Raw genomic sequence first — 15,929 nt, forward strand, 5'->3', positions numbered from 1 at the left:
TTTACTCCAAAATAAATTTTTCCGCGACAGTATCTCCTAAAAAGAGACCTTTTTTGGTCATTCGAATGAAATCCTTATCCTTTTTCAAGAGACCATTTGCTTGCAATTCTTTGACAATTTGACCATAGCACCCATCAAAAGAAAGTCCGAATCGCTCCTCAAAGCGTTTGATGGACACACCTGATTTTTTGCGCAAGCCTAGGAAGAGTTCCTCTTCCATCATTTCTTCCTTGGTTAGAACCTCTTCTGACAAACGGGCATTGCCCTCATTGACCCCTTTGAGATAATGCTGAATTGGTCCTCGATTACGATAACGAACACCATCCAAGTAACCAGAAGCACCTGCGCCGACACCATAATATTCGATATTATCCCAGTACATGAGGTTGTGACGGCTTTCAAAACCAGGCTTGGTGAAATTTGAAATCTCATAGTGTTCAAAGCCATTTTGCTCCAGCTGGTCGATAATATATTCAAACATCTCCGCTTCCAAGTCTTCCGTTGGGAGGTTCAACTTGCCACGACGCATACGATTCATGAAAACAGTATGATGCTCCAAAATCAAACTATAGAGGCTGAGGTGAGGAATATCCAGCGCTAGCGCCTTAGCAACATTCTCTTTCACATCCTCCATAGTCTGACCTGGCAGAGCGTAAATCAAATCAATTGAAATATTATGAAATCCCGCTGCTTTGAGGGCATCGATGGTAGAGTAGATTTGAGCTTCATTATGACTACGACCGATTTGCTTGAGGTGACGGTCGTTAAACGTCTGCACACCGAGCGATACTCGGTTCACCGCAGACTTTTGCAGCACAGCGATTTTTTCCACCGTCAAATCACCTGGATTAGCCTCAATCGTAAACTCCTCCAACTGACTCAAGTCCAAATTCCGCGTCAATTCAGTCAGTAGATAGTCCAATTGCTGCGCAGTAATTGAGGTTGGCGTCCCTCCGCCGATATAAAGCGTCCGAAGACTTTTGATATCGTAAGACCTAAACTCACGAATAAGAGCCTGAAGATAGTCGTCAACAGGCTGATTTTTAATAAATACTTTTGAAAAGTCACAATAGTAACAAATCTGTGTGCAAAAAGGGATATGCACATAGGCTGACGTTGATTTTTTTAACATGCTACTATTTTAACATTTTGAAGCGTGATTGGCACGCTTATGCTACAGAGTTTTCACCATTTTTACAAAAGGATAGCTGGCGCCATTGGTCAATTGCTGGTAGTTTTCTATGATTTGGTAGCCCATTTCTTGATAGAGGTGCTGTGCTCTCGCATTAAATGCTGCAACCCGCAAGACATAAGTTTTAGCTTCATACTTTTCCTTAGCAAAATTCTCAATAGCCTTGAAAAAATCTCGTCCCCAACCCTGACCAATAAAAGCTGGTTTCATACCCAAACCAATTTCTAGCTCAGAGCCTTCACTGAGAAAGGTCGCGAAGCCCACCAGCTGTCCGTTTCGCACAACTTGAAAATAATTATCTCCACGTGCCTCAGGCGACAAGATTTCGGCGTAATCTTCTGGGTCTGCTGTCATATCATAAAAATCGTAGGGAGGTTCATATTTCCAGTCGTTCGCAATTTCTTCCGCTGTCCGCTGAGACATAGGCGTCAAGTAAAAATAGACCTCCGTAAGCAATTTCCGAAACGATTTTTCCAAATGCTTCTTACGCTTAAAGATTGTGATTTCTTTTTCAGCACTATAAACGTAGTCAGCATAAGATTGCTGAAACTCTGGCAGCATAACCTTGTAGACATCTCTGACATCTTCCGACAATGCTTCAATGAGTCTCTCAATGCGATTATCCATTCTACCTCCTTAAAGAGGTTGGGACAAAAGTACCCAACCTCTTAGTATGTAATCCATAATAATTAGTCGCTTTATCAATCTAACCCAATTTCTGCACGAACAACGTCGGCGATGGTATCAACATAGTAATTCACTTCATCATCTGTTGGCGCTTCTGCCATAACACGAAGGAGAGGTTCTGTACCACTAGGGCGAACCAAGATACGACCATTACCAGCCATCTCAGTTTCCATTTTTTCAATGATAGCTGCAATCGCAGGAACTTCCATAGCCTTCGTTTTCATGCTATTTTCAACACGGATATTAACTAATTTTTGAGGGTAAATAGTTACCTCGGCAGCCAATTCTGATAATTTTTTACCAGTTTCTTTCATGACCTTGGTCAATTGGATAGCTGTCAGTTGACCATCACCTGTTGTGTTGTAATCCATGATAATAACGTGACCTGATTGTTCACCACCGAGGTTGTAACCTGATTTGCGCATTTCTTCAACGACATAACGGTCACCAACAGCGGTAATCACTTTATTGATGCCCTCACGGTCAAGTGCCTTGTGGAAACCAAGGTTTGACATCACCGTTGTTACGATAGTATTTTTCGCAAGTTTCCCTTGGCTAACAAGGTGCTTGCCAAGGATGTACATCACCTTGTCGCCATCGACGATTTCTCCATTTTCATCAACAGCAATCAAGCGGTCGCTGTCACCGTCAAAGGCAAGACCAATAGCAGAGCCAGTTTCTTTAACCAAGGCTTGCAATTGTTCTGGGTGAGTTGATCCGACACCGTCATTGATATTCAATCCGTTTGGTTTGTCGCCAATAACTGTGATTTCTGCATTTAGGTCAAGGAAGATATTGCGTGCTGTGGCTGTCGCAGCACCATGCGCAGTATCCAGAGCAACTTTCATCCCCTCTAAATCAACACCAGTTGAAACCATAAATTTTTCATACTTGCGTAGTCCCTCTGGATAATCAACTAATGTTCCCAAACCTTCTGCTGATGGGCGTGGAAGGGTATCTTCTTCGGCATCAAGTAGAGCTTCGATTTCGAGTTCACGGTCGTCGTCCAATTTGAACCCGTCGCCACCGAAGAACTTGATACCATTGTCAAGAGCTGGATTATGACTTGCTGAAATCATGACCCCAGCGCTAGCTTTTTCCGTACGGACCAAATAAGAAACTCCAGGTGTTGCGAGAACACCAAGTTTGTAAACTTCAATTCCGACCGACAAAAGGCCTGCAATCAAGGCAGATTCAAGCATTTCACCAGAAATACGTGTGTCACGTGCTACAAAAACGCGAGGGCGTTCTGTTTCGTACTGACTTAGCACATAACCACCAAAACGACCAAGTTTAAAGGCCAATTCTGGCGTTAATTCAACATTTGCTTCTCCACGTACACCATCTGTACCAAAATATTTACCCATAATTATTTAGCGAAAATCGCTCCTCCGTTCATAATTCTTTGATATTATCTATTATTTTTTAGTTGTTGTCAACTGAACCTCCACAACTGATGGGTCTACTGTAACATTTTCAGCTGATAAATTGACTGTTTGTACCGTATTTTTCATAACATCTGAAATATCAACTGTTGCTGTGACAGCGCTGACCGCCTCCAAGGCTTCCTTGGTACCTGAAATAGTGACCATATCCTGACTTAATTTGTAATCAATTTTTGATAATTTGTCATTCATATTTCCAGTAACTTTTAACTGGACTGGCACTACTTTTGATAATTTTTTAACAGCCACCTTCAAAGTTGTTTTCGATGGGTCAATGATACTAGCTAAAATCGTTCCATCTGCCGATACAGCTTGCAAGGTCACCTTGCCACTAAAATCATCACTAAGAATATCTTCTTCAGGTAATTTTGCCACAACGTGGTCAATCTTATTGATTGTCGCTTCGTCGCTAGTGACGTCAACACGTGAATCGGCTGTTTCGATTTGTTTGATTTCGTATCCTTCAGCAACTTGGCTACTGTCCACTGATCCTTTCACTTCAAAAGACTTGGTTTTCTTTTTGCCAATTGTCACTTGAATGGTTGTTGGAGACACCGTTGCGGTCACGCCATTAGGCAAGTCAGTCACTTCTAGTTTTGCGGTCTGCGTTCCTGAGTCAACCTTGGTAAGGTCTGCGACAACTTTAAATTTGCGCGTGTCTGCGTTGATTTCAGAATCTAATTTGACACGATTCATAGAGGTGAGATAAACCTCAGCCTCGTAAGAATAGCCACTGACAAAGTATTTATCACTATCGTATTTAATATCAATCGGGACATTGGTCAGCGTGTGCGTGTAGGTCTCTGTTGTCCCAGAAATTTGACTGCCAGTTTTATTGGCACTGTTAGCTGTCGCCGTCATAAATAATAGCAGAGCTAGAAAGATGGAAACCACAATATACCAGGGACGACTGCTAAAAAAACGTTTTTTACTCATTTTGTCTTCCCCCAGAATTTATGGAACCAGCGTGCTTTTGGCTCCCCTTCTTTGATGAAATGGTCACGAAGAATGGCTTCAAAATTATCTTTTGATAAATCGTGTAAAAATTCCCCCTTGTGTGTCACGGAAATGCCACCCGTTTCTTCGGAGACAACGATTGTTAGGGCATCTGAATTTTCAGAGAGACCAATAGCTGCGCGGTGGCGTGTCCCAAATTCTTTTGAAATCTGAGTTGATTCTGACAGAGGGAGGTAAGAACAAGCTGTCGCAATCTTATTTCCGCGAATGATGACAGCACCATCATGAAGAGGGGTATTGGGGATAAAGATATTTATCAATAATTGACTGGAAATATCTGCGTCAAGTGGAATCCCCGTTGAAATGTACTCTTGAAGGGTTTGGGTTTCTTCAATCGAAATTAGGGCACCAATTTTACGTGGACTCATGTAGGCGACCGATTTAACCAAGGCATTGATGAGTTTTTCTTCATCACTTAATTGCTGGCGCTGCGTGAAAACTTGGGTGGTTCGTCCCATGCGTTCTAGCGCTGTACGAATTTCTGGTGCAAAAATCACCACCGCTGCGATGACACCGTAGGTGATGACTTGATTCATCAAATAAGTAATGGTCGTAAACCCAATCCATTCAGCCACCAATTTGATAACGATAAACCAAATCACCCCTTGAATCAAGGACATGATTTTGGTTCCTGCTAAGGCTTTTATGGACCGGTAAATCAACCAGGCGACAATCAATATGTCCAGGCTATGCACAATAATCAGCCACGGATTATCTAAAAGACTCGTCAAAAATTTAGAGTCTAATACCGAAAAAATATTCATTTCTCTCACTACTCAATCTATAAAACTTTGATAAACAATACTATTTATTGTCCAACAAACATTATACCACGTTTTCAAAATATTTTCTTTAGCAAGAAAAGTACTTTTTATGATAAAATACTCTTATGAAAATGAATACAGCCTTAGGAATTGCAGCTGGTAAATCTGCGCACTTCCTTTTAAGTAAAATGGGGCGCGGCTCTACCTATCCAGGTAGCTTGGCGCTAAAATTCGACAAAGACATTCTTGACACCATTGCCAAAGATTACGAGATCGTCGTTGTGACGGGGACTAATGGTAAAACCTTGACTACAGCCCTTACCGTCGGTATTCTCAAGGAAGCTTTTGGAGAAGTCGTGACCAATCCAAGCGGTGCCAACATGATTACCGGTATCGTGTCAACTTTTTTGACTGCTAAAAAAGCAAAATCAGGTAAGAAAATCGCTGTGCTAGAAATTGACGAAGCCAGCCTGCCCCGCATCACCAAGTACATCACACCAAGTCTTTTTGTTTTCACCAATATTTTCCGTGACCAAATGGACCGCTATGGTGAGATTTACACAACTTATCAAATGATTCTAGATGGCGCAGCCAATGCTCCAAAAGCAACAATCTTGGCAAATGGGGACAGCCCGCTCTTCAATTCTAAAGAAGTTGTCAATCCCGTTCAATTTTACGGATTTGACACTGAAAAACATGCACCTAAACTTGCTCACTATAACACTGAAGGGATTTTGTGTCCTAAATGTGAAAGTGTTTTAGAGTATCGCCTCAATACTTATGCTAACTTGGGTGACTACACTTGCCCAAATTGTGATTTTGAACGTCCAAAACTAGACTATGCCTTGACTAAACTAACTGAAATCACCAATACTTCTTCTGGTTTTGTCATTGATGGACAAGATTACCATATCAATGTCGGAGGGCTGTATAACATTTATAATGCCCTTGCAGCGGTTGCCGTTGCTGAATTTTTCGGTGTTGAACCGAGTCAAATTAAAGCTGGATTTGATAAGAGCCGAGCTGTCTTTGGTCGTCAAGAAACCTTTAAAATCGGTGATAAATCTTGTACGCTGGTTCTTATTAAAAACCCGGTTGGAGCGAGTCAGGCGCTGGATATGATTAAATTAGCACCTTATCCATTTAGTTTATCTGTGCTACTTAATGCTAACTATGCAGACGGAATTGATACTAGCTGGATTTGGGATGCAAACTTTGAAGCCATTAACGACATGGACATTACTAATATTAACGCCGGTGGTGTCCGTCATTCAGAAATCGCGCGACGTCTACGGGTGACTGGATATGATGACAAGAAGATTCGTCAGGCTGAAAAATTAGAAGACATCATGACCATGATTGAAAATCAAGAGACTGAGCATGCTTATATTTTAGCTACTTACACTGCCATGCTTGAGTTCCGTGAAATTTTAGCTAGCCGTCATGCCGTTGGAAAGGAGATGAACTAATGACCTATACTTCACTAAAATCTCCTAGCGGTAAAAACTACAAATACAGCCTAAACATGGCTCATCTATACGGAAACCTCATGAATACTTACGGTGATAACGGTAATGTTCTCATGATGAAATACGTTGCTGAAAAACTGAATTGTGAGATGACTGTTGATATCGTATCAATAGGCGACCGATTTGATCCCAATTACTACAATCTCGCCTTTTTCGGTGGTGGTCAGGACTACGAGCAGTCTATCGTCGCGCGTGACCTTCCAAGTAAAAAAGAGGATATCAATACTTATATTCAAAACAACGGGGTTATTCTTGCCATCTGTGGCGGTTTCCAATTGCTAGGTCAATATTATATCCAAGCAAATGGCGTCCGCATCGATGGTATCGGTGTTATGGGACACTATACCCTCAACCAAGACAATAATCGTTATATCGGCGACATTAAGATTCATAATGATGAATTCGACGAAACCTATTATGGATTTGAGAATCATCAGGGACGGACCTTCCTATCAGATGGCGAAAAGCCACTTGGAAAAGTCGTTTACGGAAACGGAAATAATAAAGAAGATGGCACGGAAGGTGTTTATTATAAAAATGTTTTCGGAAGCTATTTCCACGGACCAATCTTATCTCGTAATGCCAACCTAGCCTATCGTCTAGTAACCACAGCTCTTCGTAATAAATACGGACACGATATTAAACTACCAAATTATCAAGATATTCTGTCACAGGAAGTTCAAGAAGATTATTCGGATACTAAATCGAAAGCAGAGTTTGAAAAATAATAAAAACGCGGTTAATCTTGAGTTAATCGCGTTTTTGAGTATTTAAGCCACAATCGCCTTAGCAACTTCTTCCACTGTCATGCGTGAGAAGTATTGTGTCGTATCAATCGTTTTGAGCTTTTCAAGTATATCTTGATAGTCATAACGAACACCAATGAGAAGGTTTTCGATATCTTCAACACCTCTGACTCCAAAAAAATCGCCATATATTCTGATACCTTTAATGATAGAATTTTCAACATTAGCATAGGTCGTAATTTTTCCTGCTGGGTAGCGGACTGAGCGTTCAATCGTGTATTCTGGCGCTTTTCCATAGGTCCAATCCCAAGTGGCAAACTGTTGGTCGCGCAAGTCTTGAATGGCTGCTAGCTCTGCTTCATTTAACACATACTCCTCCATCTCAGGATATTCTTCCTTCATTTGAGCAAGGATGGCGTCACTAAATTCCTGAACTGTGATTTTTTTCTCCAAATGGTCGATGATATTTGTCACACGCGCACGGACAGATTTAACTCCTTTAGATTCGATTTTATCTTTGGATACTTTCAAAGCTTGCGCGAGGACAGTCATATCGACATCAAAGAGCAGGCAACCGTGGTGCATCATGCGACCTTTGTAATAGGCTTGCGCATTTCCGGCAAATTTTTGCCCATTAATTTCTAGGTCGTTACGTCCAGTAAATTCGGCCTTAACTCCCATTTTTGCCAGAGTATCAATAACAGGTTTTGAAAAGGTTTTAAAATCAAAAGCACCTTCATTTGCCTTATTAGAAATAATGGTATAATTCAAATTATTGAGGTCGTGATAAACAGCACCACCACCAGACAACCTGCGAACAACATGAATATTATGGGCATCGGTAAATTCCTTATTGATTTCTTGAATGGTGTTTTGATGTTTTCCAATGATGATAGCTGGCTCATTAATCCAAAGGATAAAAATCTCATCAATATCACGAAGTTCTTTAAAGGCATAAGCTTCAAGGGCGATATTGTAAGCTGGGTTCTTGCTTGTATTGACGATATATTTCATAAAATATCTCCATCTCTCTAATCTAATAATGTCATGTAGTCAAATAGGAGCTTGTTTTTAGGCAAACTCCTATCAATACACTTATTTGCGTTTTGGTGGGTTGTGAATAGCTTCGCCCAGAACGTCTGCGAAGGCTTCATACATAACTTCTGAGAATGTTGGGTGACCATGAATCGAGCGAAGTAATTCATCAACGGTCAATTCATTTTCCATGATAGTTGCTGCTTCGTTAATCATTTCAGCTGCTGCTGGACCGATGATGTGAACACCAAGAATTTCATGGTATTTGGTGTCAGCGATAACTTTGACAAAACCATGGGCTTCATTTGATGCAATAGCTCGACCATTTCCAGTAAATGAATTTTTACCGATAAGAACATCGCCATATTTTGCGCGAGCGTCTTCTTCAGTAAGACCAACCATAGCTACTTCTGGATGTGTGTAAACAGCAGCTGGGGTGTACTTGAGATTAGCTTTACGCACATTGCCCCAAATAGCATTTTCAGCCGCAACCTCACCCATGCGGTAAGCCGCGTGAGCTAGCATTTTGCTACCGTTGACATCGCCTGGTGCATAGATTCCTGGGATTGAGGTTTCTTGGTAGTCATTGACTTTGATGCGTCCGCGTTCCATCTCAAGATTAAGGTTTTCAAGTCCTCCTAATTGTGGGACACGTCCGATTGAAAGCAGAGCTTTTTCAGCAACAACTTCTTCACCATTGTTAAGTTTCAAGGTCAATTGGTTGTTAGCTTCTATAATTTCTGAAACCCCAACACCTGTCTTAATCGTCATACCTTTTTTGGTCAAAAGTTTTTGAAGTTCTAAAGAAACTTCTCTGTCCATAGCTGGTACAATGCGATCAGCCATCTCAATAACCGTCACATCAACTCCATATGATGCCCAAACAAGTCCAAGTTCAATACCAACAACACCACCACCCATAACAGCAAGTGATTTAGGAATTTCGCGAAGGTCAAGGATGTCATCAGATGTCAACACTAGTTGCGAGTCAATTCCTGGAATATTGATGCGAGAGACCTTTGAACCCGTTGCAAGAATAATATTTCGACCTTTAATAACTCGGTCACCAATGACAACTGATTTATCTGGATTAACTTGACCAAATCCGTTGATGATTTCAACCTTATTTGCTTTCAAAAGCCCACGGACTCCACTTGTCAAAGTCTTAACTACAGAATTTTTAAACTCAACTGTTTTGTCCATATCAATAGCATAATTGGTTGATGCTAAGTTGATACCACGACCAGCTGCAATCTTAAGGCCATCAAGGATTTCAGCATTTTTGAGGTAGGTTTTTGTTGGGATACAACCGACATTTAAGCAAGTACCACCAAATTCAAATTTTTCAACGATAGCAACTTTGGCACCCAATTGCGCACCACGAATGGCAGCATAGTAACCAGCAGGTCCACCGCCGACAACAACGATATCAAATTCATCAGCACCTAATTCTTCCTTAGGTGAAACTGAAGCTTGTGCTACTTGTTCTGCTGCTGGAGCGATTGGCCCAGAAACCGATTGACCGTCAGCAGCTACAATTTTAGCATCAGCCGCGACCTCTCTGACTGTCTCACCTTCAGCTCCAATATAAGCAATAACTTCTGTTACAGGAACCACATCACCATCAGGGTGGACAATTTTCAAAAGAACACCTGATTCTTCAGCTTCGATTTCCATGTTGGTTTTATCTGACATGATTTCAAGCAGGATATCGCCTTCATTGACCACATCACCCTCTTGTTTTTTCCACTCAAGGATTTCACCCTCTTGCATGTCAACACCGAGTTTTGGCATAATGACGTCAAAAGCCATAATTTTCTTCCTCTTTCTTTCCTAGGTTAATAGCAGAGCTTTTTATCAAATTAGCAATTCAAATGGATTTTCCATTAAGTTTTTAAGGTCCATCATGAATTTAGCACCATTCATACCATCAACAATACGGTGATCGATGGTTAAGCAAAGTGCCATAATTGGCCGAGCCACAATTTCGCCATCAACAACGGTTGGGGTTGGAATGGTTGCACCGATACCTAAAATGGCAGAGTTTGGTTGATTGATGATGGGATTGAAAGTCTTGGTTCCAAACATTCCCAAATTGGTGATTGAGAAGGTTGAACCTGTCATTTCAGCAGCTTTCAACTTACCAGCTTGCGTTTTTTTGATAACATCTTTTGAAGCCACGACAAATTCTGACAAAGTCATTTGGTCAGCATCGTGCACCACTGGTACAATCAAACCATCGTCAAGACCAACAGCGATACCGATATTGATGAATTTGTGTAGCTCGATTTCAGTAGCATCGTTAACCAATGAGGCATTGAGGTAACGGTGTTCAGGCTTCATCAAGGTCTTAACAACTGCCATACCAATCAAATCCGTGAAACTAACTTTCAAGCCCGTCTTATTCATGATAGGGTCAATCAATTTCTTACGAAGGGCAATCATTTCTGTCATATCGACATCATAGTTAAGGGTAAATGATGGCGCAGTAAGATAAGAATTGGTCATCCCCTTTGAAATAGCCTTACGCATGGCAGACATCTTGATGATTTCAACACCTTCAGGTAATTCTTTCGGTGCTTCAACCACTGGCGCTTTTTCTTGAACTGGCTTACTTGCTTCAAGAACAGCTAGAATATCGTCTTTCATGATTTTGTGACCAAAGCCAGACCCTTTGATTGTTGAAAGGTCGATACCCAGATCACGAGCCATTTTTTCAGCAAGCGGTGAGGCTTTTGTCTTGTGAAGATGCCAGAAGCCTTCCACGTCATCTTTGTGGACACGACCATTTTGACCAGTGCCAGGAATTGTCGCTAGGTCAATATTGTGTTCGCTCGCCGCTTTACGCGCAGCAGGTGTTGCACGAACTTTTTCACCCTTGCTTGCTGCAGATTCATGGCTAATTGTTGGCGCTGGTTGAGCACTTGAGCTTGGCGCTGAAACAGCTTTTTGCGCAGGTAGCGCACTTTCTGCTGGCGCAGCCAATTCTTCTAGGACTTCGCCCTCAGCTCCGATGTAACCGATAACTTGAGTCACTGGAACCACTTCGCCTGCCTGGTGAGTGATTTTTAAGAGGATACCTGAATCTTCTGCTTCAAGCTCCATATTGGTCTTATCTGACATGATTTCAAGCAGGATATCGCCTTCCATGACGCTATCGCCGACTTGTTTTTTCCACTCGATGATTTCACCTTCTTGCATGTCAACACCGAGTTTAGGCATGATAATTTCGACAGCCATAATAGTCCTTTCATTCAAAATCAGTAGAAGGGCAACCACTCGGTTACGCCTTATCCTACTTTCTTAATTTCCTTTACGAGCCATTTTAATGATGGCTTCTTTGATTTTTGCAACATCTGGTAAAATTCCTTGCTCTAAAACACGTGAGTAAGGTACTGGAACATCTTCAGATGCCAAGCGAACAATCGGATGGTCTAGGTAGTCAAATGCTTCGCTTTCCGCAACAGTTGTTGCAATCTCGCCGATGAATCCACCTGTCTTATAAGCATCGTTAACAAGCATCAACTTACCAGTTTTCTTAACAGAATTAATAATCAATTCTTTGTCCAGAGGCACAAGGGTACGTGGGTCAACCACTTCAACATTGATATCATTTTCCGTAGCCACTTCTTCAGCTGCTTGCAGGACACGCTCCAACATACGACCATAGGTCACGATAGTCAAATCAGTTCCTTCTCGTTTGATATCACCTTTGCCAAGCGGAATATAGAAATCTGGGTCAAGATTAACTTCTTCTTTTTTCCCATAAAGTGCCTTTGGTTCCATGAAAATAACTGGATTGTTATCTTGGATTGAAGCCTTCAAAAGGGCTTTTGATTCATTAACAGTACCTGGTGCAACCACCTTAAGCCCAGGAATATGAGTTAACCATGCTTCCAAGGACTGCGAGTGTTGCGCTGCTGAACCGATACCAGAACCAGATGCCACACGGAAAGTTACTGGGGTCTTCAATCCGCCACCAAACATATAATTAGTTTTAGCAGCTTGGTTAACAATGGCATCCATAGCAATCGTCACAAAGTCCATGAAGGTCAAATCTACAATGGGACGAAGGCCAGTTTGGGCAGCACCAATGGCTGCACCCGCGATAGCTGCTTCTGAAATCGGAGTGTCTTTAACACGTTTTTCACCAAATTCTTCAAGCATCCCAACAGATGTCCCAAAATCGCCACCGTAGACACCGACGTCTTCACCCATTAAAAATACTTTTTCATCCTTACGCATTTCTTCGCTCATGGCAAGATTAATTGCTTCGCGCAAGGCCATTACTTTCGTTTCGCTCATATCTTCTCCTTGAAAAACTCAACTATTTTATGAAACCACTAGTCAACATAAACATCTTCAAAAGCGACTGACATATCTGGGAAAGGACTTTCTTCCGCAAATTTAACCGCTTTTTCAACTTCCTGTGCGACTGCTTTACCAATCGCATCTAATTCTTCATCTGTTGCAATACCATTTTCAGTGAGATAGTGACGGTATTTTTTCAATGGATCCTTTGCTTTCCAGGCATCTACTTCTTCTTTGGTACGGTAAGCGCCAGCATCAGCAGTGGAGTGACCAAACCAGCGATATGACTCTACTTCCACAATAGCAGGGCCATTTCCAGCACGAACACAGTCAATCACTTCATGCATTTTTTCGTAAACAGCGATAACATCATTACCATCTTCAACGTAATGTCCTGGAATGCCATAGGCATCAGCACGCATGTAGAGATGCGGAATTTTTGTTGAATAGGAAATATCCGTTGAGATACCGTAACGGTTGTTGATGATGAAGAAAATCACTGGCAAATTCCAAACCGCAGCGAGATTGACTGATTCGTGGAAGGAACCTTCGTTGGTTGCAGAATCACCTGAAAATGCAATAACAATGTTACCTGTATTTTCGTATTGTTGGGTCAAAGCTGCGCCGACAGCGAGGGCGTAACCTCCCCCAACGATACCATTTGTACCGTAGTTGCCTTTTTCAAGATTTGCCAAATGCATTGAGCCACCACGACCTTTTGAAGTCCCTGTTGCTTTTCCAGCAAGCTCCGCAAACATCCCAGGAATCGAAATGCCTTTAGCGATGGTCTGACCGTGACCGCGGTGATTTGAGAAAATAATATCTTGGTCTGTCAAATCAGCAATGGCACCAACTGACGCTGCCTCTTCACCTACGGAAAAGTGCGTCATCCCTTGTACGAAACCACGGCGAACCAATTTATTGAATTTCATGTCAACATCACGGATTTGTTGCATTTTATGGAACATTTCCAAGTGCTGTTCTTTAGACAAATTAACCATATTAGGCCTCCATAAATCTATAAAACTAAGTTAGAATAATTCTTCTTTATGTTTCTATTCTACCCAAAATTTCACAAAGTGCAAATAATTGAACCGCTTTCTTTGTGGTATAACAGGTGATAGCTGTACTATAAAATATCATTTTCACAAACTTAGTTGCCTACGATTTTTAAATCTAGAGTCAAAAAACCACCTTTTCAGATGGCTTTCAATGGATATTTTTTATGCTATCCTTCAACTTGCTCGCTCAAGTTTTCCCATTCTTCCATGAGGAGCATTTGCTCTTCCTGAATGGTATCTAGCTCTTTTTGGAGGTCGGATAGTTGACCGATATCGTTGGTTGTTAACATAGCTTCGCTGATTTCCGTTTCACGCTCTTCGATAACGTCCAATCTTTCTTCGATTTCGGTAATACGGCGTGTGAGTTTGCGAAGTTCTTTTTGGTTGGCTTTTTGAGCAGCGTAATCGTTGGCTGGTGCTACTTCAACTGTGACTTGTGCACTAGCTTCTGCCTCTAAGCGAGCTAACTCTTCCAGCTCTGCCTTTTTGGTCACATAGTAATCGTAATCACCTAAGTAAAGGGTTGAGCCTTCTTCGGAGATTTCTAGCACTTTTGTGGCGACACGGTTGATGAAGTAACGGTCATGGCTGACAAAGAGCAGTGTCCCATCAAAGTCGATAAGGGCATTCTCCAAAACTTCCTTGCTGTCAATATCCAAGTGGTTGGTCGGTTCGTCAAGGATAAGGAAGTTGTTGTTTTGCATTGAGAGTTTTGCCAGCAATAGGCGTGCGCGCTCACCACCTGACAGCATGGCAACCGATTTTTTGACATCATCGCCTGAGAAGAGAAAGGCGCCCAAACGATTGCGAATCTCTACTTCTGGCGTCGTTGAAAAATCGTTCCAAAGCTCGTCAAGCACCGTGTTAGTACGCGTCAAATTAGACTGTGTTTGGTCATAGTAACCTGCCTCAACATTGGCACCGTAAGTCGCTGTTCCTTTGATAAATGGAATCTGTCCTACGACAGATTTGATGAAGGTTGATTTTCCGATACCATTTGGTCCAACAATAGCGATGGCATCAAGTTTTTTCACATCCAGGTTAATAGGCTGCGCTAAAATCTCACCGTCATAACCAATGGCTGCATCAGTCACCGTCAAGACAACATTTCCTGAAACCTTGTCCGCATGGAAGGTCATATTAGCTGATTTTTGTTGTGAAGATGGTTTGTCCAAACGTTCAATTTTCTCAAGTTGCTTCCGACGAGCTTGAGCGCGTTTGGTTGTTGAAGCGCGAACAATATTTCGATTGACAAAGTCTTCTAATTTAGCGATTTCTTTTTGCTGCTTTTCAAAATTCTTTTCTTCTGTGGCTATTTTTTCAGCCTTAAGGTCCATAAATTTTGAGTAATTTCCGACATAGCGGTCAAGGGAATGCGCAGTCAAATCATAAGTCACGGTTGCAACCTTGTCTAAGAAATAGCGGTCATGACTGACAATGATAAGCGCACCTTGGTAATTGACCAAGTAATTTTCGAGCCAAGCAATGGTTTCGATATCCAAGTGGTTAGTCGGTTCGTCCAGCACCAAAAGCTCTGGTTTTTCCAAAAGCATTTTTGCCAGCGCTAGCCTTGTATTTTGCCCGCCTGACAGCTCTGCAATTTTCATGTCCCACATGTTACTATCGAACTTAAAACCGTTTAAAATAGCCCTAATATCTGACTCGTAGTTGAAGCCGCCCTTTGTGCGGAAATCCTCTGATAGCTGGTCATAGGACTTCATAAGCTGGTCTAGGTCGCTCCCCGTCACTTCTCCCATCTGCAATTCCATAGCACGTAGCTTTTTCTCCGTTTGACGAAGGTCGTCAAAAACATGGAGCATCTCGTCGTAGATGGTGTTGTCAGATTCAAAACGACTATCTTGGGCCAGATAAGACAAACTTAAATCACGCTTGGTATTAATTTCGCCACTAGTTGGCGCTTCTTCTCCGACTAAAATTTTGAGAAGGGTCGATTTCCCTGCACCGTTACGCCCGACAAGCGCAATGCGATCTCGCTCATCGACTTGAATGTTAATGTTATCAAAAAGCACATCACCTGAAAATGAGCGCTCAATTTTGTTCCCGTTTAAAATAATCATACTGATATTATACCATATCCCAACCAGAAATTTGCACCTTTTTCCCCTTTGCGTTACAATGAAA

General features: G+C 41.8%; 12 protein-coding genes and 2 pseudogenes. 2 read left to right on the plus strand and 12 right to left on the minus strand.

Annotation, left to right across the window (positions count from 1 at the left end; all coding sequences use genetic code 11):
• Nucleotide 1 precedes the first annotated feature (1 nt).
• The 5 genes from hemW to cdaA all read right to left on the minus strand — a co-directional run bounded on the left by hemW (nt 2) and on the right by cdaA (nt 5,105).
• Nucleotides 2-1,132 carry a radical SAM family heme chaperone HemW gene (gene hemW, locus IYQ92_RS00875; RefSeq protein WP_195674879.1) on the minus strand — a complete coding sequence of 377 codons (1,131 nt, stop codon included), beginning with the start codon at nt 1,130-1,132 and terminating at the stop codon, nt 2-4.
• Nucleotides 1,133-1,174: 42 nt separating this feature from the next.
• Entirely contained in the window at nt 1,175-1,819 is a 645-nt protein-coding gene (locus IYQ92_RS00880; protein ID WP_195674880.1) for a GNAT family N-acetyltransferase, read from the minus strand.
• Between the two features lie 74 nt (nt 1,820-1,893).
• Nucleotides 1,894-3,246 (minus strand): phosphoglucosamine mutase, encoded by a 1,353-nt coding sequence (gene glmM / locus IYQ92_RS00885; protein ID WP_195674881.1) that lies wholly within the window; start codon nt 3,244-3,246, stop codon nt 1,894-1,896.
• Between the two features lie 51 nt (nt 3,247-3,297).
• Nucleotides 3,298-4,260 carry a YbbR-like domain-containing protein gene (locus IYQ92_RS00890; protein WP_195674882.1) on the minus strand — a complete coding sequence of 321 codons (963 nt, stop codon included), beginning with the start codon at nt 4,258-4,260 and terminating at the stop codon, nt 3,298-3,300.
• Nucleotides 4,257-5,105 carry a diadenylate cyclase CdaA gene (gene cdaA, locus IYQ92_RS00895; RefSeq protein ID WP_195674883.1) on the minus strand — a complete coding sequence of 283 codons (849 nt, stop codon included), beginning with the start codon at nt 5,103-5,105 and terminating at the stop codon, nt 4,257-4,259. The genes IYQ92_RS00890 and cdaA overlap by 4 nt, the downstream gene beginning before the upstream one ends.
• A 125-nt stretch (nt 5,106-5,230) precedes the next feature.
• Between cdaA and murT the strand changes: the two genes are divergently transcribed.
• Nucleotides 5,231-6,574 carry a lipid II isoglutaminyl synthase subunit MurT gene (gene murT / locus IYQ92_RS00900; RefSeq protein ID WP_195674884.1) on the plus strand — a complete coding sequence of 448 codons (1,344 nt, stop codon included), beginning with the start codon at nt 5,231-5,233 and terminating at the stop codon, nt 6,572-6,574.
• Nucleotides 6,574-7,362, plus strand: a complete 789-nt coding sequence (gene gatD, locus IYQ92_RS00905) for a lipid II isoglutaminyl synthase subunit GatD (RefSeq protein WP_195674885.1) — start codon at nt 6,574-6,576, stop codon at nt 7,360-7,362. The genes murT and gatD overlap by 1 nt, the downstream gene beginning before the upstream one ends.
• 42 nt (nt 7,363-7,404) lie before the next feature.
• On the opposite strand, the gene IYQ92_RS00910 is transcribed toward gatD, so the two are convergent.
• From IYQ92_RS00910 to IYQ92_RS00935, 7 genes and pseudogenes are all read right to left on the minus strand, one after another.
• Nucleotides 7,405-8,394: a lipoate--protein ligase gene (locus IYQ92_RS00910; RefSeq protein ID WP_195674886.1), complete on the minus strand. Its 990-nt coding sequence runs from the start codon at nt 8,392-8,394 to the stop codon at nt 7,405-7,407.
• 81 nt (nt 8,395-8,475) lie between these two features.
• The gene (gene lpdA, locus IYQ92_RS00915; protein WP_195674887.1) at nt 8,476-10,227 is read right to left on the minus strand and encodes a dihydrolipoyl dehydrogenase; all 1,752 of its coding nucleotides are present in this window, start codon (nt 10,225-10,227) and stop codon (nt 8,476-8,478) included.
• 45 nt (nt 10,228-10,272) lie between these two features.
• A pseudogene (locus IYQ92_RS00920) lies at nt 10,273-11,292 on the minus strand (dihydrolipoamide acetyltransferase); the annotation flags it as partial.
• Nucleotides 11,293-11,408: 116 nt separating this feature from the next.
• Nucleotides 11,409-11,655: pseudogene (locus IYQ92_RS10665) on the minus strand (biotin/lipoyl-containing protein); the annotation flags it as partial.
• Between the two features lie 63 nt (nt 11,656-11,718).
• Complete coding sequence (locus IYQ92_RS00925) at nt 11,719-12,720, minus strand: alpha-ketoacid dehydrogenase subunit beta (protein ID WP_195674889.1); 1,002 nt, start codon at nt 12,718-12,720, stop codon at nt 11,719-11,721.
• A 38-nt stretch (nt 12,721-12,758) separates the two neighbouring features.
• Complete coding sequence (locus tag IYQ92_RS00930) at nt 12,759-13,727, minus strand: thiamine pyrophosphate-dependent dehydrogenase E1 component subunit alpha (RefSeq protein WP_195674890.1); 969 nt, start codon at nt 13,725-13,727, stop codon at nt 12,759-12,761.
• A gap of 227 nt (nt 13,728-13,954) precedes the next feature.
• On the minus strand, nt 13,955-15,865 hold the full coding sequence (locus tag IYQ92_RS00935; RefSeq protein WP_195674891.1) for an ABC-F family ATP-binding cassette domain-containing protein: 1,911 nt from the start codon (nt 15,863-15,865) through the stop codon (nt 13,955-13,957).
• Nucleotides 15,866-15,929: the final 64 nt, after the last annotated feature.

Source organism: Streptococcus sp. HF-1907, from assembly GCF_015594605.1.
GTDB lineage: Bacteria > Bacillota > Bacilli > Lactobacillales > Streptococcaceae > Streptococcus.